Origin of the sequence: Thermobacillus xylanilyticus (assembly GCF_907165215.1) — a bacterium.
GTDB classification, from domain to species: Bacteria; Bacillota; Bacilli; order Paenibacillales; family Paenibacillaceae; genus Thermobacillus; species Thermobacillus xylanilyticus.
Map to the genome: position 1 here is coordinate 23,886 of NZ_CAJRAY010000097.1, position 18,622 is coordinate 42,507.

An 18,622-nucleotide genomic window follows, 5' to 3' on the forward strand; every position below is an offset into this window, starting at 1 on the left:
GCGAAAGTGTCAAATTGTTGAACCCGCAGGCGCGATGATTGTCAACAGCCAAGCATTTACGGTATGATAGGTAACGATTCCATGGGCCGGGAGCGTCAGGCCGCTCCAATTATCGGCGCCTGAATTCGGGAGGCCCGACGTGCTGAAAGACTTGCTTAATCTGACGAAACCCGGGATCATTCGACTCAACCTGATCGCCGCATTCGGCGGTTTCTGGGTCGCATCGAAATGGGACATTGACTGGCTGCTCCTGATCTGGACGCTGCTCGGCACGACGCTGACGATCGCGTCGTCCTGCGTCCTCAACAACTATCTCGACCGCGATTGGGACATCAAGATGGAGCGCACGCGGAACCGGCCGCTGCCGTCCGGACGTCTGTCGCCGGCGTTCGTGCTCGCCTTCGGCATCGTGCTGGGTATCGCGGGCATCTCGATATTGTTCTTCCTGGTCGATCCATTGTGCGGCTGGCTCGGCCTTCTCGGCATGTTCGTCTATATCGTCGTCTATACGCTGTGGCTCAAGCGCCATTCGACCTGGAGCACATCGGTCGGCGGCGTATCGGGCGCCATGCCGCCCGTAATCGGGTATTGCGCCGTGACGGAGCAGATCGACGCGGGCGCATGGCTGCTGTTCGCGCTTCTGTTCCTGTGGCAGCCGCCGCATTTCTGGTCGCTGGGCATCCGCCGCGTCGAGGAATACCGGGCGGCCGGATTCCCGCTGCTGCCTGTCGTGAAGGGCGTCCGGCGGACGAAATGGCAGATGATCCCCTATGTCGTGCTGCTCATTCCGGCCGGCGTCCTGCTGTATGCGTTCGGGTACTCGGGGATCATTTTCCTCATCGTATCCGTGGTGTTCGGCGCGGTCTGGAGCTGGCATACGATCTCCGGCGTGCGCGCCCGGGACGACACCGTGTGGGCGAAACAGAATTTCATGTTGTCGGTGAATTACCTGATGGTCGTCTTCCTGGCGATGGTTGTCAATACGCAGGGCGACGGCGCCTGGCTGCCGTAATGATGCGAGAAGGGAGCGGTCTCCGTGGCATTCGTCAATCGTTACAAATTTCCGTTGGCCGTCGGCGTGCTCGTTCTGCTGATGGCAGGCTACTTGCTGTACACCTACGGACCCTGGAAGAAGGAAGAACTTCCGGTTATACTCGAAGTGCCGGATTTCACGCTGACGGATCTTGACGGGGAGCCGCTTTCCTTCTCCGAATCGGACGGCAAGATCCGGCTCGTCTATTTCTTCTTCGCGTCTTGTCCGGACGTCTGTCCTATTACGACGCGGGTCATGTCCTTCGTGCAGACCGAACTGCAGGAGCGGGGGCTCTTCGGGGACAAGGTGGAATTTCACTGGATCTCGATCGACCCGTACCGCGACACGCAGGAAGTGCTTGAGCAGTACGCCGACGGGTTCAAGGCGGATCGGTCGGGCTGGCATTTCCTGAGGGGAGAGGCCGAGGAAATCGTCAAGATCGCGAAGGGATTCAATCTTGGCGTGATCAATCCCGACCCCGACAATCTGGTGCATTCCGACATCATTTCGCTGGTGGATGAGCAGGGCCGATTGCGCAGTTACATCCGCGGCGGCGGCGACGAGACGCTGACGCCCGAGAAAGTGCTGGAAGAGATCGACAAGCTGCTCTGATCCTCGCATCCGACCGCGAAAGCCGGCCGCGCCTTACCGCACGGCCGCCGTGAATGGGGAAGATGACATCATGTCCATCCTGCTGCATATTTTGACAAACAACGTCATCCCGCTGTCCGCGATGATTGCCGTAGGCGTCGTCATGCAGCGGGCTTTTTCATTGGATATCCGGACGTTGTCCAAGCTGAATTTCTATGTCTTCTCGCCCGCGATCATGTTCCGCCTGCTCTATGACACGGAGATCTCGGCATCGATGTTCGGCAAGATCGTGCTGTTCGGGCTGCTGTTCATGGCGATCCAGTATGTCCTAGCGGATCTCGTCTGCCGGGCGCGGGGTGCGTCCGGCGGACGGCGGGCGGCGATGCGCAACAGCGTCATGTTCTACAACAGTGCGAACTACGGCATTCCGCTCAACCAGCTGGTGTTCGCCGGCAATCCGTACACGCTGTCCGTCCAGGTGCTCATTTCGATGCTGCAGAGCCTGACTCCCAATACATACGGCGTGTACGCGGTCAATGCGCACAAAGCGAATCTGCGGGAAATCGGGCGCGTCGTCCTGTCCCTGCCGATCATCTACGTCATCCCGCTCGCCTTGCTGCTGCGCGCCTTCGAGGTGCCGATCCCGCCGGTCCTGGAGGCGCCGATCGGGTATCTCGCGAACGCGTTCCTCGGCACGGCGCTGCTGACGCTCGGCGTGCAGCTCGGCAGCATGTCGTGGCGGATCGATCGCGCTCTCGCGGTCGATGTCGGGCTGTCCGCGCTGCTGCGGCTGGCCGTCGGGCCGGTGCTCGCGTGGGGGCTGACGCTGCTCATGGGCTTCGACGGGCTGACGGCCGCGGCGCTCATCGTCTCGTCCGCCTCGCCGACTTCGCTCAGCAGCGTGCTGCTCGCGGTCGAGTTCGACAACGAGAAGGAATTCGCCTCCCAGGCCGTCTTCTTCTCGACGCTGCTCAGCATCGTCACCGTCACGATCGTCATTGCGCTGGTCATGTAAGCCGGCCGCATGCCGGATGCCCGGCCTGCGGCCGGACCGCGGGCCGGGCGGAGAGGCTCAATGCCGCCGGAAGCGTCAGTTTCCGCTTTTCCGATTCTGCCGCTCTCTCGCGATCGAATGGGCTTCCATGATGAGCGCCTTTGTCTGTTCAACATGATCTCCTGCGGGATTCAGGATGCACACGAAATGTTGCCGCGCATAATGGGGATGCGGCAGAAACACGTTCAGCTCCGAATAATCGAGGTCATCCGTCCGCTTGCCGGCCGTCAGTCGTTCGAAGGTGGCGCGGCTGACGCCGATGTTCAGGCGAAACACGCCTTCCCGGTTCAGGTTGGACACCTGGTCATACTCCGAGTCGCTGTCGGCAATGGTGACGAAGGGCAGCCGCTGATCGTCTCCGACAAAAAAGAACGAGTAACCGAAGTTCTCCTCGCGCCGCACCTCCGGCAATCCCGCAATCCACGCTTCAAAATCTGCCTGGTTCATCATTCCGCCTCCAAACGTTCGGATTTGAAATCATAACGCCCTGCTTGCACATTGGCCAAAATTCGCTCCGTGGACGCCGCTTCGCTCTCCACATAACCGATCCAGATGCCGACCAGTTCGGGGTGACGGGACGGCTCGCTCGGCCGCTCGTCCACGGGCAGGCTCTTCAGCAGCCTCAGGGAAGCATCCAGTACAGACCGGCGCTGTTCAAGGAGCGCGATGACTTCGTTGCGGGGCAGCCATTCCATGAAGGCGACGCCGGCGGAAAATTGCAGAATGTCCGGGCTGACGAGGGCTGCTTCGAGCAGCCGGAAGAACTCGGCTTTGCCCTGCTTCGTGACGGAGTATTCCTTGCGGGACGGACCGAGTTTCGCGCCGGCCCCGGATGCCGCGGCTTCGATCATCCCCTGCGATTCCAATTTGTCCAGCGCGTGATAGATCGACCCGGGTTTGACGTTCGTCCAGGTGTCAACGCGCCAGGTCGTCATGTCCCGCAGCACGGCGTAGCCGTGGCTGACGCCGCGGCGCAGGATGGAACCGAGCACGAGCAGTCTGACCGTCGACACGGTGTGCGGATCACCTCCTCATGCTATCTAGTCAAATTTGAATACCGCGGATTGATTTTAGCATCGCTTTGTCATCTAGTCAAATTTGAATAGAAAATGCCATTATGCTTTCAGTGTTTGGAACGGGATAGTATAATGAGGAAATCATGATTTATACTTGGAATCCCGGATGAACCGCGGTGCCGCGGCCGGATGCGGCAGCCGCGGCAACAGCGGGAAGAGGAGGCGCGGTGCGCGAGCATCGTCACGCGGGATGGTTCTGCGCGGACGGCCGCTTCCACGGACGGTTCGCTCCCCACACCCCGGCGATGATCATGAACGTGCCGATGAGATGATAGATTTCGATCGTCTCCCCGAGGATGAGCGCGCCGGCCGCAATGGATACGACCGTCGACAGATTGGCGAATACGCCGGCTTTCGCCGCCTGCAACCGGGACAGCGCATAGTTCGCCGTAAACGCCGTGACCAGCGAGGACAGGATGCCGAGATAGAGCACCGACACGATAAAGCGGAAATCGCCGAGCGGTGCAAACAGCTCGTTCCACGTACCGTCAGAAGCGTGTTGAATCCCTGACACGGCGAGGAAAAAGATGCAGCCGATGCCCAGCATCCACCAGGTCAGTTCCATGGGGCGGAACGATTTCAACATCGAACGGGCCAGTACGCTGTATCCGGCGAACGCGGCGCACGATCCCGTCAGCAGCAGGATGCCGGTCAGGTTCGACAGGTCGATGGCGCTTCCTTTCATCCAATAAATGAAGACGACGCCGGCCGTGGACAAGCCGATGGATATCCATTGCAATCCGCCGGCCGATTCCTTCAGGAAGACCGAAGCCATCATCAGGATGAGCACCGGCGTAAAGGCGTTCAGAATGCCGGCTTCGGCCGAAGCGGCATGCTGGAGTCCGTACGTCTGGAACAGAAAAAAGCCGAGCGGGTACAAGGTTGCGAGCAGCAGCAGCCTGTGCATCGGTCTGCCCCGAAAGTTCAACCGGATCTTGCCGAGCAAGACCGGCAGCGACAGAGCGGCGAACGACACGGCAAACCGCCAGGCCAGGATGTCCATCGGGGCGGCGGACTCCAGCGCGATTTTGACGAACAGGAACGAGAACCCGATGATGACGGCGTTCAGTGCCGCGCTGACATAAGCAAGCTTCAATTCGTGGTGATGGATGGCCTTTCCCTCCCTGAAACCATTCGGGGTGTTCGCGAACAATCCCATGGATGAATAGTAGACGGAAGGTCAACGGGCCGCAATGCGAGATTTTGCCGACTGTATTGATACAGTTGCGTCGTCTGTGCAGTTTGAGCCGCAAGCACGAGGAGGATGGAAGGCGTGAAGAAATATGCGCAAATCCTTGCCGATATGGAGCACAAAATCGCGAGCGGTCACTACCGCGCGGGTCAGCGGGTGCCGTCCGTCCGGGAGGCGGCACAACAGTACGGGGTAAGTCCCGGCACCATCGTCAAGGCCTATGCCGAACTGGAGACGCGGCACGCCATTTACTCCATCCCCCAGAGCGGTTACTACGTCGTCGATCAGGCCGGCGGGGAAAAACGCGGCGGGGAGCATGGCGCGATTGATTTCTCGTCGTCGTCGCCGGATGCCGGCCTGTTTCCGCACCAGGATTTCCAGCACTGTCTGAACAAGGCGTTCGAGATTTACGGCCGGCAACTGTTCAACTACGGGGACTTGGCGGTGACGGACATTCTCAGGCGGACGCTCGCATCCCATCTGGCCGACAGCCAGGTGTTCGCCAAGGCGGAACGCATCATGCTGACCGCGGGAATCCAGCATGCGCTTGGCATATTGACGCTGATGCCGTTCCCGAACGGCAAGACGGAAATATTGGTGGAACAGCCGAGCTACAATCTTTATCTGAGATTTCTGGAAGCGGAGAGGCTGCCGGTATCCTGGATTATGCGGACGTCCGGGGGAATCGATCTGGACGAGCTGGAGGCCAAATTCAGAAGCGGAAGGATCAAATTTTTCTATACGATGTCGAGATTCCACAATCCGCTGGGCACGACGCTGAGCGGCAAAGAGCGGGAAGCCGTGGCGAAACTGGCCGGCAAATACGATGTTTACGTGGTGGAGGATGACTACATGGCCGACCTGGGGGAAGTCAAAGGGTTCGAGCCGATCTTCGCGCATGACCGGACTTCCCATGTCATCTATCTGAAAAGTTTCTCCAAGATCATTTTTCCCGGTCTGCGGCTCGGTGCGGCCGTCCTCCCGGAACCGCTGATCGACACATTCCGCCATTACAGCCGGTTCGCCGAAACGTCCGTGTTGTCCCAGGCGGTCCTTGACGTGTATATCAAGAACGGCATGTATGCCCGGCACCGCCGCGGCATGTACAAGCAATACGCCGCCCGGAATCAGCGTTTGCACGAGGCGCTCCGCAAGCAGGATCCCGAACATTGGATCGAGGCGCCGTCGGCAAGCTCCGGGCTGTATACCCATTTCAGACTGCCCCGGACGGTCAATCTGGAACGGCTGGTGAGGCGGCTTGCGGAGCGAAAAGTCGCGGTGACGTCGGGAAAACCGTACTATCTTTCGGACTGCAGAGACCGGGACAAGTTCCTTCGCATCAGCGTGTCCCGCGCCGATCCGAATCGCATCGAGGAAGGGATTCGGGCAATTGTCGAGGAAATCGGCCATTGCGGAAGATGAGGCACGCGCTTCGCGGCGCAGAAGGGGGAACGGATCGCCGGGCGGCCCGCGACGGAGCAATTCGCTTAGGGATCGTGCTGCAGCAGCCGGGCGAGATCGTCATCCTCCGGACGGATGATGTACTCTTCAAGCCCGGCTTTTTCCAGTTGTTGAATGAGGTATTCGTCGGGCGTGTTCTCGACGCCGGGATAGCCCCTGCGCGTGTAAATGTGCCCGGCGTCGGGGAAAGCGTCCCGCAAGATGCCGCGGATGCGCCTTCCCGAAGCGTCGTTGTCCGTGAAAATATACAGCTCCCGATCGCCGACTTTCCGCACCAGCTGGTCGATCTGATCCGGCCCCGGCGTACCGAAGGTGCACAGGATGTCGACTTCGCCGGTGAGCAGCCGCCGCAGCCGGGCTTTATCGTTTTTTCCTTCCACGATGATGACGATCTCCATGCAGCATCCCCCGCATCGTTCTGCTGCCATCCATTGTATCAATTTCCTGGGAAATGTCGAATTCGGCATCAGCCGATGCGGCCGGAAGCCGTGTGCAGGCGTCGCGGCCCGGCAAACGGGAGCAGGATCGCGCCGGTCATCATCACCAGGAACGCGATGAAATAAGGGGAAATCGCGTCGCGGACGTACCCGGCCGTGAGCGGACCGAGAAAAGCGCCGACGGAATAGGCGATGGACAGCACGGAGAACGTGCGGCCGTATTTCGCGCTGCCCGTCAGCTCGATGAGCAGCGTGGTCAGCGCGGGATAGATGATGCCCTTCGCCATGCCGATGATGAACAGCAGCGCGGGCAGCGGAACAAGGTCGCCGACGGCGGCGGTGAAATAGGAAAGCGCCAGGATGAGCGCGCCCGCCAGTGTCCGCCGGAACGAGGAATACCGGTTCAGGAACATCATGCTGAGCGTCACGAGGGAGCCGAGGCTGAGGACGGAGAACAGCATGCCGGTCTGCATGATGCTGTGGTCGTGCAGCGCGAGCAGCGGAAGTTCGAACGACAGGATGCCTTGCGCGCAGGACATCGCGATCGGCAGCGCATAGACAAGCCAGGGCAGCGGCAGATCGTCGTCCGCGGCGACGGTCTGCGGCGCACCGGGGACCGGGAGCGTCGCCGGATGGGCGGCCGCGCCATGTGCGCCCGGCACGCCGGCATGAGCCGGGCCGGCCGTCCCGCCCGCCGCCGCGTTCGGCGCCGCTGCGGTCGGGCGGATGTCGCGGATGAACAGGAGCGCGCACACCGCCGTGCCGATCAGCAGCCAGCCCAGCGCGAAGAAGGACAGCTCGAAGCCGAGTCGGGCGACGAGCAGCGCGCCGGCGGCCGGGGAAACGACGGAGGCGAGCGTGTGCACGAGCCCGTTCCCGGCCATCAGCTTGCCCTGCAGGATGCGGTCGGCGGTGATCCGGGCGAGCAGCGCCATGCAGGCCGGCGACAGGAAGGCGAGGACGAAGCCGCTGATCGAACGCAGCACCAGCAGGTGCCACGGGTCTTCCACCCGGGATTGGAGCAGCAGAATGATGCCGGCCGCCAGCAGGCTCAGGACGATGAAAACGCGGCTGCCGAACCGGTCGACGCTCCATCCCGCGATCACGTTGCCGGGCAGATGGGTAATCGAATAGAGCCCCATCATCAGGCCGATGAAAGACGGAGCGGCACCGAGCGATACGGCGAACGGGGTCAGAATCGGATACTGCGCGTGCAGGTCGAAGATGGCGATGAACGAGAACAGATAAAGCCAGAAGGCGGTTCTCATGCGGTCACGCTCCGTTTCTTGCGTGTTGCGGGGTTCCTTCTGATCATACGCCCGGGCCGGACGAGTTATGTCTGTTTGTCCGGCGGCACCGAAGGCTGTAACGTGGTATCCGCGTTACATTGGGCGAGGAAGCGGTGCGCCTGGGCCTGTAACGTCGTATCCGCGTTACAGGCGGCAAGGAAGTTGTGCGCCGAGGTCTGTAACGTGGTATTCGCGTTACAGCGGGCGGGGAGGCGGGTCGCCTGGGCCTGTAACGTCGTATCCGCGTTACAGGCGGCAAGGAAGCGGTGCGCCGAGGTCTGTAACGTGGTATCCGCGTTACAGGTGGCGAGGAAACGGCGGGCCGCAGGCTGTAACGTGGTGTGCACGTTACAGCGCGCCGCAGGGCAAAGGGCTCGGAGCGGGCACTCGTCCGGCCCCGTCCCGCGGCGTGGACGCCCGGCAGCGCCTGCGCTATAATGAGATCGGGATTTTTTCCGGATGAGGCTTGCATTTTCGAAGCCGCATACCGCCTGCAACGGAACAAATCCGTCAGCGTTGCGGTCGGCGCGTCCGGGCGGGCTGCTAACGGAACAACGCACCGTCAGCGCACGCCATCGGGACATATCCGATGGGGCCGTACGCCCTCCGCAGCGGCATGCCGATCCGCGGCCGGATGAAATCGAACGGCATACATACAACTTTCAAGCGTTTTCCATCGTCAGCTATATCATAAAGGGGGTACCGCGATGCTGGGCGAACTGTTCCAGGCCGATCTGGAGACATGGAAACAATTTCTGACCGATCGCTGGTATGTGCTGGTCATCGCGCTCATCGCGCTGCTGATCGTCATCAAGATCGTCAAAACCGTCGTGAAATGGCTGCTTGTCGCCGTCATCGTGATCGGCGTGCTGCTGTACAGCGGATATTCGCTTGAAGATTTGCGCGTAGACAAGCTGAAAGAGCTTGGAGCGCAGATCACCGAGCAGGCCGCCGCGGCGCTGAAGCGAGAAGCGCTCGAAGCCATGGCGGGAGAAGCTTCGGACGCGGTCTACACGGCAAGCGAAGACGGCACGTTCACGGTGCAGACCGCAAGCCTCGTCATCAAGGGCAAGATCGGCGACAACGAAGTGTCGGTGACTTACCACGGCGCGCCGCTCGGCCGCTGGAAAGTGGACGAAACGATCGCGTCGCTCATCGATCAGGCCAAAGCCGCGGGTTGATCCGCGGCGGGGCGAAAGGGCGTGATGCGGATGCGCGCATCCGATTTTGCGGAGCCTGTCGCGGTCGCCGTTGTCATCATCATCGCCGTATCGCTCTGGCAAGGCATGAAACGAGGTGCGCCGGGTTCCGCGAAGCACCTCTTGTTGTTCTTGTGGGAGACGTTCTGCACGATCGCGTCGCTGGCGCTCGCCGTCCGGTTCGCGACGGCTTTCAGTCCGGTTGTCGAATCGCGTCTCATGGACGCGGATCTCAGGCCGCCCGCCGGTGAAATGGACAACTGGTCTGTGGCATGGCACACGTTCATTACGGGCGTCAGGGATTTCTCGCTGCTTCGCTTCGGGCTGTTGTTCCTGATCGGCTATCTGGTCATCCGCCTGCTGCTGCGGCTGCTCGCCGCGGCTGCGCTGACCCTCGCCGCCGGCGCAGGCTCCATGGCCGGCGCCTCGCGGATGCGCGCCTATGCAGCCGCTCCCGGCGGCGCGCTGAGCCGTGCGGCCGGCGCCGCGCTCGGTTTCGTGCACGGCGGCGGACGGGCGCTCGTGCTGATGGCGGCGCTGTTCGTCTATGTGTCGCTGCTGCCGAACGCGCCGCTCGCCGCCCGGATCGATTCGTCCCCGCTCTACCGGGCTGCGTCGGAACGTCTGCTCGAGCCGGTGGCCGGCGGCGTGATGGCGGAGCAGGGACCGGTGCTGTCGCGGGCCGTCGAAGCGGAATTCCGGCGCATTCTGCAGCGCCGGTACGAGATCATCGACCGCGACGTGCCGGACGACATCCGGGAAGCCGCGCTCCGCATTACTGCGGGAGCGAAGGATGATGAAGCGAAGGCGCGCGCCCTGTACGACTGGATCGGGACGCGCATCGCCTATGACTGGGACAAAGCGGACGCCTACACCGAGCGCGGCGAGTGGCGGGAACAGACGCCGGAAGACACGTTCCGCACGCGGCGCGGCGTCTGCATCGACATCGCGCGCCTCTATGCCGTCATGGCGCGCAGCGCCGGCCTGGAAGCGCGGGTCGTCACCGGGCTCGGCGCGGACGGCCGCGGCGGTTTCGGGCCGCACGCCTGGAATGAAGTGCGAACGGGAGAGCAGTGGATACCGCTCGACGCCACCTGGGCAGCGTCCGGCGACTGGTTCAATCCGCCGGAATTCGACCGTACCCATGTGCGGGACACGTGAGGGGGAGCGGAAATATCGGATGCGTGCGGCGGAACATTTTTCAACCATGATGCGGAAAAGGGGGATGCGGTCGTGGCGAACGAACAACGGACGGAAGAAGAACAGCGAAGGTTGATCGCGAATCGGCGGCATTTCTCGTTCCGGCTCAATCTTTTCTTCTTCAGCACGTTCGTCCTGTTCAGCGTGCTCATCGTGCAGCTGGCGATCCTGCAGTTCGTGCGCGGACCGGAGCTGCGCACCGAACGGGAAAGAAGCAGCAGCCGGCCCGTGCAGATTCCGCCGATCCGCGGGAACATCTACGACGCGACCGGCCAGCCGATCGCGTATTCGGTGTCGACGCAGTCGCTCTATTTCACGATGGAGCGCTCGATCAAGGAAGAAGAGGCGCGCAAGATCGCGGAAGAGCTTTACGAAGTGTTCACGCAATACGGCGATCCGAACGAAGCGATCACGATCGATCAGATCATCGAGCGGATGGACATCAACTTCCGGCAGAACAACATGTACACGCCGCGCCTGATCAAATACAACCTGACGAAGCAGGAAATCGCGCACTTCTCGGAAAACAGCGCGAAATTTCCGAACATCAGCATCGTGGAAGACACGATCCGCCACTATGACGACGACACGGTGGCGGTGCAGCTCGTCGGCTACCTGAAAAACTTCGACTCGGCCGTCACGTCCGCCGCGACGAAGGATTTCTACCAACAGAAGCTGCAATCGTCCGATCCGACGCTGAAATATTTGAACGACGAGGACGTCGGGATGGACGGCATCGAGCTGATGTACCAGGATGTGCTGAGGGGCCGGAACGGGGTCAAAACGTACCCGGTGAACAGCCTCGGCGAAATCATCGGCGAACCGGTCATCACGAAGCCGGAGAAGGGCAGCGACCTGTATCTGACGATCCATCGCGATGTGCAGCTGGCGACGGAGAAGGCCATCCTGGATCATATCGAGTATCTGCGAAACGCGCCGAAGTCGAGCGGCGACCGGGCGGAGTACGCCCGCGCCGGCTACGCGGTCGCGATCGAGGTCGACACCGGCAAGGTGATCGCGATGGCGAGCATGCCGGACTACGACCCGAACGTCTGGAAAGGCGGTCAGATCAGCCCGTCCAACTACGAAGCGACGAAGACGTTCCACAAGAACGGCGCGATCTCCCAGGCTTATCAGGACTGGGGATCGCAGGAGGAAGCGAACAAGCACCCGTCCTCGCTCGTGCCGCTCGGTTCGACGCAGAAGCCGCTGACCGTGCTCATCGGGCTGGCGGAAGGGCTCATTACGCCGAAGACGACCTACAACGACACCGGCGTGTTCCAGTTCGGCCGCGAAGGGTACCGCGTCTCGATCCGCAACGCCGAGAAACGGGCATTCGGGCGGCTGACGCCATCGAAGGCGATCGAGAAGTCGTCAAACACGTTCATGGCGGAAATGATCGGCAATGCGCTGTACCGGCGCGACGGGCGCAAAGGCGTCGAGATATGGGACAATTGGGTGAAACAGTTCGGGCTCGGCGTGCTGACCGAGAGCGGATTGCCGGGCGAGTCCAAGGGCGTTATCGACTATTTCCACGAGGCGGAGAACGGCAGCCCGCAGTCGGCGCTGATTTACGCTTCTTTCGGCCAGCAGGGACGCTACACGACGCTGCAGCTCGCCCAGTATGCGGCGACGCTGGCGAACCGCGGCAAGCGGCTGAAGCCGCAATTCGTGGAACGGATCGTTGACGCCGACGGCCGGACAGTCGAGACGTTCCAGCCGGTCGTGCTGAACACGATCGATCTGCCGGACGAGTATTGGGATGTCGTCATCAGCGGCATGAAATCGAACGTGCGGGGATTCGAGGGATTCCCGTACGACTTCCGGCGCAAGACCGGGACCTCCGAGCAGCAGACGAGCGTCGGCATCATCGAGAACGCGGTGTTCATCGCGTTCGCCCCGGCCGACAAGCCGAAGCTGGCGGTCGCCGTCGTCGTGCCCGAAGGCGGATACGGCGGCCGGGGGGCCGCGCCGATCGCGCGGAAAATTTTTGACGCATACGATCATTACATCGGCTTGACCGGCACGCCGAAGAAGAACACCTCTGTGACGCAGCAGTCCGATGCGGACGAAGGCCATGCGGGCGGCAGCACGACATTGGATGAGACGCCGGCGGACCCGGATAACGCGCAGACGGATGCAGCCCGTCAGAGCGGGTCGCAGAACGAAGGCTGACCAATGGATAAGGCAGGGGTCCGCGCATGAAGAAGATGCTGCTCCTCTATCTGGTGATCATCGGCGCTTATGTGCTGTATGCCCTGAACTTTTTCTACGGGAAAAGCCAGTCGGCCGGGGCCGGCGATTCCGCCGCCCTGGTCGGCAGCCTGGACGAGAAGTACGTGATGGTGACGTTTCAGTCCGGCATCGATTATTGGAAAAGCGTCATCAAAGGTTTCGAAGACGCGGCGCAGGTGCTGGGCGTCTCGGTGGAGTACCGGGGCTCGACCCAATACGACGTGCGCGAGCAGGTGACGGTGCTGGAGCAGGTGATCGCCCAGAAACCGGCCGGCATCGCGCTCACCGTCATGAATCCGGAAGCGCTTACACCGTCGATCGACAAGGCAGTGGACGCCGGGATTCCGGTCGTCCTGTTCGATTCCGGGGCGCCGAACAGCAAGGCCTATTCCCTGCTCGCCACGGACAACTACAACGCGGGCGTGACGGCGGCCCGGACGATGGCCCGGCTGATCGGCGGCGCAGGGGAGGTCGGCGTCGTGACCTTGCCCAACCAGCTCAACCATCAGGAACGGACCAACGGCTTCCGCGACACGATCCGGGCCGAATATCCGGAAATCACGATCGTCGCCGTCAAGGACGGCAAGGGGGACCGCATCGTATCGCGGGATGCGGCGATCGCCATTCTCGATCAGTATCCGGACGTGAAGGGCATCTTCAACACCGACGCGGTCGGCGGGGTCGGCGTCGCGGACGCAATCCGGCTGAGGCAGCGGCAGAATCAGGTGAAGATCGTCGCCTTCGACACCGACAAGGTGACGCTGGACATGGTGCGCCAGGGCGAGATCGACGCGACGCTGGCCCAGGGCACGTGGAACATGGGGTACTGGTCGCTGCTGTACCTGTTCCACCTCCACCACGGGCTGGTCACGCCGGACAGCGGACAGACGGCGGACGCCTCCCCGCTTCCCGTCTATGTGGACACGGGGATTTCCGTCGTGACCCGGGAGAATGTCGACCATTATTACGTGAAATGACGGACGCCAGGGCGGCAGGTGGGAAGCGTGCGCAAATGGCTGGAAATCAACGACTGGCCGATCCGCTACAAGCTGATCGCCCATTTTCTGCTCATCGGCATCCTGCCGGCGGTCTGCCTCGGGCTGCTCATTCACTATTCGGTGGACCGCGTGCTGGAACGGCAGACTACGGCAAACACGCTGCAGCTGATCGGCAAAGTGAACCGTTCGCTGGAGCACTACGCCGCAAGTCTCCAGAACATCACCTACATCGCCTCCGGCAATCCGGATGTGCGCCGTTTTCTGGACGGGACGGAAGAACAGGAAGCGAAGGTGAGCGACCGTTACGAGATCCGGCATTTCCTGCAGACGATCAGCACGCTGTACACGGAAGTCGCCGGCATCCTCATCGTAAACAGCGACGGCGAATCGATCAGCAACGAGCTGTACGCCAAAGAAGGCCACCGCCTGACCCTGGAGACGTGGTATGAAGAAGCGGTGAAGCGGGACGGCATTTTCACGATTGTCGGGCGTCCCGAGGGCCGGCATGTGACCAGCCACGTCAATTACCGGGACGACGAGGTGATATCGGTCGCCCGTGCGGTGCTCGACCCCGACTCCCAGCGCGTGCTCGGCGTCGTCCTCATCGACCTGAAACTGCGCGTGATCGCGGAAGAACTCAAAAATGTGCGCCTCGGCCGCAACGGCTACCTCATGGTCATCGACGACGAGGGAGACCCCGTCTATGTGCCGGCCAACCTCCCGGCCGTCGGCGTCTCGCCGGACTGGTTCACGGGAACATCCGGGTCGCTCTTCCGGGACACGGAAGCCGGAAGAATCCAATTCATCTATGTCAAATCGCCGTTCACCGGCTGGACGACGATCGGGGTGTTCCCGGTCCGCGAATCGATCCGCGAGATGCGGGAAATCCAGTTCTACATCGTCAGCTTCGTGTTTCTCGTCTGCCTGTTCGGGATCACGGCCTCGTATTACCTGTCCCGCACGATTTCCCGGCCCATCGGGCAGCTCATCTCCTTCATGCACAAGGCGGAGTCGGGCGATCTGCTCACCCGGTTCATCAGCGAGCGGCATGACGAGATCGGCATGCTGGGCCGCAGCTTCAACCGGATGCTGTACCGGATCAACCGGCTCATCACGCTGATGGAGCACAAGGAACGGCAGAAGCGGGAGGCGGAGCTGCGCAGCCTGCAGGCGCATATCCGGCCGCATTTCCTGTACAACACGCTGGACACGATCCAGTGGATGGCGCGCCGGGAAGGAGCGGCGAACGCGGCGGAAGTGGCGGAGTCGCTCGCCCGGCTGTTCCGGATCGGACTCAGCGGAGGCCGGGACCGGATTCCGCTCGCGGAAGAGTTCGAGCATCTGGAGAGCTACCTGAAAATCCAGAAGGTCCGGTACCGGGACAAGCTGAACTACGCGATCCGCATGGAGCCCGGACTTGAAGGGCATACGGTGCTGAAACTGATCCTGCAGCCGATCGTCGAAAACGCCATCTACCACGGCATCAAGGAACGGCGGGGACCCGGCACCATTGAAGTGGACGCTTTTGTCCGGGACGGCGAGCTCATCCTGCGGGTCAAAGACGACGGCGCGGGGATGGACGAAGGCCGGCTCGCCGAAGTGCGGCAGGCGCTGGACCGGGTCGGCCGCGAGCTTGATCCCGAGGAGCTGATGGCTGAAGCGGAGACCGCGGCGGCGGGCGGATCGATGGACAAGAACCGGGGTTTCGGATTAATCAATGTGCATGAACGTCTGAAGCTGACGTTCGGCGGCAGGTACGGCCTTACGATCGACAGCGTGCGGGGGGAAGGCACGACGGTGACCATCGTCCATCCCGCGCTGCCGCCTGAGGCGCCGGACGGAAGCCGGAAGGAGGTGCGGGCGTGAAGCGGCGCTGGAAGGTGCTGATTGCCGACGACGAAGCGATCATCCGTGAAGGCATCCGCGACGCGGTGGATTGGGAAGCGCCGGCCATGACGAGTTCGAATACGCCCGGGAAGCCATCCGGCTCGGCGTCCAGGAATATGTGCTCAAGCCGACCAACCCGGGGGAACTGACGCAGATCATGACGCGCGTGCGGGACCGGCTGGAGCGGGAGGCGAAACTGAGCGCCTACCTGGATGCGGCCGCCTTGCAAATCCGCAAGAACCTGCCCCTGCTCCGCGAGCGGTTCTGTCTGGAATGGATGGAAGGCGCGCTCAGCCGCGAAGAAATCGCGGAGCAGCTTCAGTTCCTGCAACTTCCCGGCCATTCGCCCGAATCCGTCATGGCAATCCGCTGGCCGGAGCTCGACACGGGCCAGTCGCTACGGAACGAGTCCGAACGCCAGCTGATGCTGTTCGCCATCGAGAACATGACCTCGGAACTGCTCGGGGAGACCGGGCATCTGATCTTCCGGGACGCCGCCGGCCTCATTCTGGTCGTGATCTGGGACGACGTGCCGCCGGAGCTGGCCAGTAAGATCGAGCAGGCGGTGCAGCACTATTTGAAATTGACCGTCCAGGTCCATCTCGAACCGGCGGGGCAGGATATCGCCGACGTCGGCGCGGCCTTGCGGCGGGCCCGGTCCGCCGTCAGCCGGGAAGCCCGCCTGTCGCCGATCGTCCGGCGCGCCCGGGCGCTCATCCGCGAGCGCTACGCCGATCCGGAGCTGTCCCTCGAAGCGGCGGCCGCCGAGCTGCGCGTGTCGCCCGTGTACCTGAGCCGCATCCTGAAACAGGAACTCGGCGCGCCGTTCGTCAGCCTCGTGACGATGATGCGCATGGAGAAGGCGACCCGCCTGCTGACCGGAACCGACCTGGCGATTCACGAGATCGCCGAAAGCGTCGGCTATGTCAGCCAGCATTACTTCAGCACCGCGTTCAAAAAAATGTTCGGCGTCTCCCCCAACCAATACCGGAATGGCGGGACGGAAGCCGACGAGCCGGACGACCGCTGAACCGCGCCATGACCAACGAACCCTGAAATGCTCTCGGTAAAGTAGACATTGAAAACAGCAAAAAAGTATCATCTGGACTCCGTGAATTGCGAAGTCCATTTTATGCAGTATGTTGTTCGAACAACTGACAGTAAGCCACCGGAGCAGTCAGAGTTAATTTCAGAATGATTTACCAAGGCGGTGAAATGGTGAATCAGGCAAGAGATGCCATCTTGGAAGTTCTAAAAAACAGCAAAAAAGTGTTGTTTTTTATTTTGCTTTTCAATTTGACGGCATCTTTGGTTTCAATGCTGCAACCGGTACTCTTCAAAGATTTGTTCGATCAGATTCTGCCCAAAAAGCAAATCGATACGGCGATCTATTATATCCTTCTCATCGTATTGCTCCCTGTTGTTTTTGCCGCGCTGAATAGTGCTACAGCCTACTATAATAATGAACTGGGAAAAAGGCTTTCGAAAGACCTGAGGGTAAGGTTGTTTTCGCATTTGCTTGAAATTAGGCCCAAGCAGATTGATCAGATCGGACGTGGAGAAATCATTAATCGATTGACGTCCCAAGTCGGGATGTTATGCGAAGTTTTTGTGGTCGAATCCGTGATGTCCATCGTCTCAAATATCTTTTTGCTGTTGTCCACGCTATGGATCATGCTTACGATGAGTTTTGAACTTACGCTTGTCGCTATGATTTCTTTCCCGGTTTTTATGTACATTTCCAAACGATTTCGCAACAAAACCGAGAAGCTTGATGATATGTATTATACGGTCCTGGAACAGGGCATGAGTTATTTGAAAGATTTCTTTTCGAATTTCAAAACCGTTCATTTATTTAATGGACAAGAGGCTGAAAAAAAGAGATGGATCGAATGGAATGACCAGGCATGGGGGATATCCAGAAAGTCACATGTATTTCATAACATGACCGTAAACTTGATTGCCGATCTGGTTATTTCGTTGATTACGGGCATTGTATATGGATACAGTCTTTATTTGATCCTGTCGGATAAAATTTTGGCGGGTACACTGCTGGCGTTTATCATTATACTTCCGAGACTGTACAGTATTTTTAAATCCCTGTTTACAGTTCATGTAGATTTGACCAGAATGAAAGTGATCATGGGGAATTTGAATGAGATCTTTTCAATGGAAAGGATCGAATGTGGGCACTTGTTGCCTGATTTCAATAAAGTGCCCCGGCTGGAATTGAGAAATGTTACCTATCGCTATTCGGGAGAAAATTCCCCGGGTATTTCAAAATTCAGTCTGGATGTGGAGCCAGGAAGTTTTGTCGGCATTGTAGGTTTAAGCGGGGCGGGAAAATCTACGTTATTTGAGCTGATACACAGACATCTCGAGCCTCAGTCGGGAGAGATACGGCTTGACGGTATAAATATTTCCGAATTCAATATCCATGAACTCAGGAAATACGTCGCCTATAATCCGCAAAAAACGGTCCTTTGGAGCAGCAGCATTCTTGAGAATATCATTTATCCAAAAAAGAAGGAAGAAATGGATGAATCATTAACCCGAAAATTCAATGCCGCAGTTGAACTTTCACATGTTAGAGACTTCGTTGAGGTATTGCCGGACAAGTATGATACCAAAATAGTGAGCAATGGCGAAAATTTATCGGGCGGCGAAATCCAGCGAATCTTGTTGGCCAGAACGTTTATGAACGACCCCAAAATTCTCATGCTGGACGAGTATACATCAGCTTTGGATGCAATGACCGAAAGTTGCTTGAACGATACTTTATTGAAATTGAAGGGCAAGGTCACCATTCTGGTCATTGCGCATCGGCTTTCGACGATCAAGAATGCTGACTACATTGTAGTCGTCGACAATGGCAAAATCGCGGAGACGGGGAGTCCGGAAGAATTGCTGTCCATGCATGGTGTTTTTCGTTCCATGTATGACAAGCAAAAGATATAATGAACATGGTCT

General features: G+C 60.0%; 15 protein-coding genes and 1 pseudogene. 11 read left to right on the forward strand and 5 right to left on the reverse strand.

Annotated elements, in window-relative coordinates:
• Window positions 1-139 precede the first annotated feature (139 nt).
• From cyoE to KJQ12_RS18145, 3 genes are all read left to right on the forward strand, one after another.
• Window positions 140-1,012, forward strand: coding sequence for a heme o synthase (gene cyoE / locus KJQ12_RS18135; RefSeq protein ID WP_213486675.1), 873 nt, complete (start codon window positions 140-142; stop codon window positions 1,010-1,012).
• A gap of 24 nt (window positions 1,013-1,036) precedes the next feature.
• A complete protein-coding gene (locus KJQ12_RS18140) occupies window positions 1,037-1,645 on the forward strand; it encodes an SCO family protein (RefSeq protein ID WP_213486677.1) in 609 nt (202 codons plus the stop codon).
• Between the two features lie 70 nt (window positions 1,646-1,715).
• The gene (locus tag KJQ12_RS18145; protein ID WP_213486680.1) at window positions 1,716-2,639 is read left to right on the forward strand and encodes an AEC family transporter; all 924 of its coding nucleotides are present in this window, start codon (window positions 1,716-1,718) and stop codon (window positions 2,637-2,639) included.
• 75 nt (window positions 2,640-2,714) lie between these two features.
• Here the strand turns inward: KJQ12_RS18145 and KJQ12_RS18150 are convergent, their stop codons facing one another.
• From KJQ12_RS18150 to KJQ12_RS18160, 3 genes are all read right to left on the reverse strand, one after another.
• Window positions 2,715-3,125, reverse strand: coding sequence for a DUF6194 family protein (locus KJQ12_RS18150; protein WP_213486682.1), 411 nt, complete (start codon window positions 3,123-3,125; stop codon window positions 2,715-2,717).
• Window positions 3,125-3,691, reverse strand: coding sequence for a PadR family transcriptional regulator (locus KJQ12_RS18155; protein WP_213486684.1), 567 nt, complete (start codon window positions 3,689-3,691; stop codon window positions 3,125-3,127). The genes KJQ12_RS18150 and KJQ12_RS18155 overlap by 1 nt, the downstream gene beginning before the upstream one ends.
• A gap of 244 nt (window positions 3,692-3,935) precedes the next feature.
• Complete coding sequence (locus tag KJQ12_RS18160; protein WP_244860681.1) at window positions 3,936-4,850, reverse strand: DMT family transporter; 915 nt, start codon at window positions 4,848-4,850, stop codon at window positions 3,936-3,938.
• A gap of 177 nt (window positions 4,851-5,027) precedes the next feature.
• On the opposite strand from KJQ12_RS18160, the gene KJQ12_RS18165 reads away from it, so the two are divergent.
• Window positions 5,028-6,368 (forward strand): aminotransferase-like domain-containing protein, encoded by a 1,341-nt coding sequence (locus tag KJQ12_RS18165; protein WP_213486686.1) that lies wholly within the window; start codon window positions 5,028-5,030, stop codon window positions 6,366-6,368.
• 65 nt (window positions 6,369-6,433) lie between these two features.
• Here the strand turns inward: KJQ12_RS18165 and KJQ12_RS18170 are convergent, their stop codons facing one another.
• Together KJQ12_RS18170 and KJQ12_RS18175 are read right to left on the reverse strand one after the other, a co-directional pair.
• On the reverse strand, window positions 6,434-6,805 hold the full coding sequence (locus KJQ12_RS18170; protein WP_213486688.1) for a ribonuclease M5: 372 nt from the start codon (window positions 6,803-6,805) through the stop codon (window positions 6,434-6,436).
• A gap of 68 nt (window positions 6,806-6,873) precedes the next feature.
• Window positions 6,874-8,112, reverse strand: a complete 1,239-nt coding sequence (locus tag KJQ12_RS18175; protein ID WP_213486691.1) for an MFS transporter — start codon at window positions 8,110-8,112, stop codon at window positions 6,874-6,876.
• A gap of 728 nt (window positions 8,113-8,840) precedes the next feature.
• On the opposite strand from KJQ12_RS18175, the gene KJQ12_RS18180 reads away from it, so the two are divergent.
• The 7 genes and pseudogenes from KJQ12_RS18180 (at window position 8,841) to KJQ12_RS18210 (ending at window position 18,610) form a co-directional block, all read left to right on the forward strand.
• Window positions 8,841-9,314 (forward strand): hypothetical protein, encoded by a 474-nt coding sequence (locus tag KJQ12_RS18180; protein WP_213486694.1) that lies wholly within the window; start codon window positions 8,841-8,843, stop codon window positions 9,312-9,314.
• A 30-nt stretch (window positions 9,315-9,344) separates the two neighbouring features.
• Entirely contained in the window at window positions 9,345-10,493 is a 1,149-nt protein-coding gene (locus KJQ12_RS18185; protein ID WP_342344906.1) for a transglutaminase domain-containing protein, read from the forward strand.
• 72 nt (window positions 10,494-10,565) lie between these two features.
• A complete protein-coding gene (locus KJQ12_RS18190) occupies window positions 10,566-12,707 on the forward strand; it encodes a peptidoglycan D,D-transpeptidase FtsI family protein (protein ID WP_213486696.1) in 2,142 nt (713 codons plus the stop codon).
• A gap of 26 nt (window positions 12,708-12,733) precedes the next feature.
• Complete coding sequence (locus KJQ12_RS18195; protein WP_213486698.1) at window positions 12,734-13,744, forward strand: substrate-binding domain-containing protein; 1,011 nt, start codon at window positions 12,734-12,736, stop codon at window positions 13,742-13,744.
• Window positions 13,745-13,771: 27 nt separating this feature from the next.
• Complete coding sequence (locus KJQ12_RS18200) at window positions 13,772-15,631, forward strand: cache domain-containing sensor histidine kinase (protein ID WP_213486700.1); 1,860 nt, start codon at window positions 13,772-13,774, stop codon at window positions 15,629-15,631.
• Window positions 15,628-16,682 (forward strand): annotated as a pseudogene (locus tag KJQ12_RS18205) (response regulator transcription factor). The gene KJQ12_RS18200 and the pseudogene KJQ12_RS18205 overlap by 4 nt, the downstream one beginning before the upstream one ends.
• Before the next feature lie 164 nt (window positions 16,683-16,846).
• Window positions 16,847-18,610 carry an ABC transporter ATP-binding protein gene (locus KJQ12_RS18210; RefSeq protein WP_213486702.1) on the forward strand — a complete coding sequence of 588 codons (1,764 nt, stop codon included), beginning with the start codon at window positions 16,847-16,849 and terminating at the stop codon, window positions 18,608-18,610.
• The last annotated feature ends 12 nt before the right edge of the window (window positions 18,611-18,622 follow it).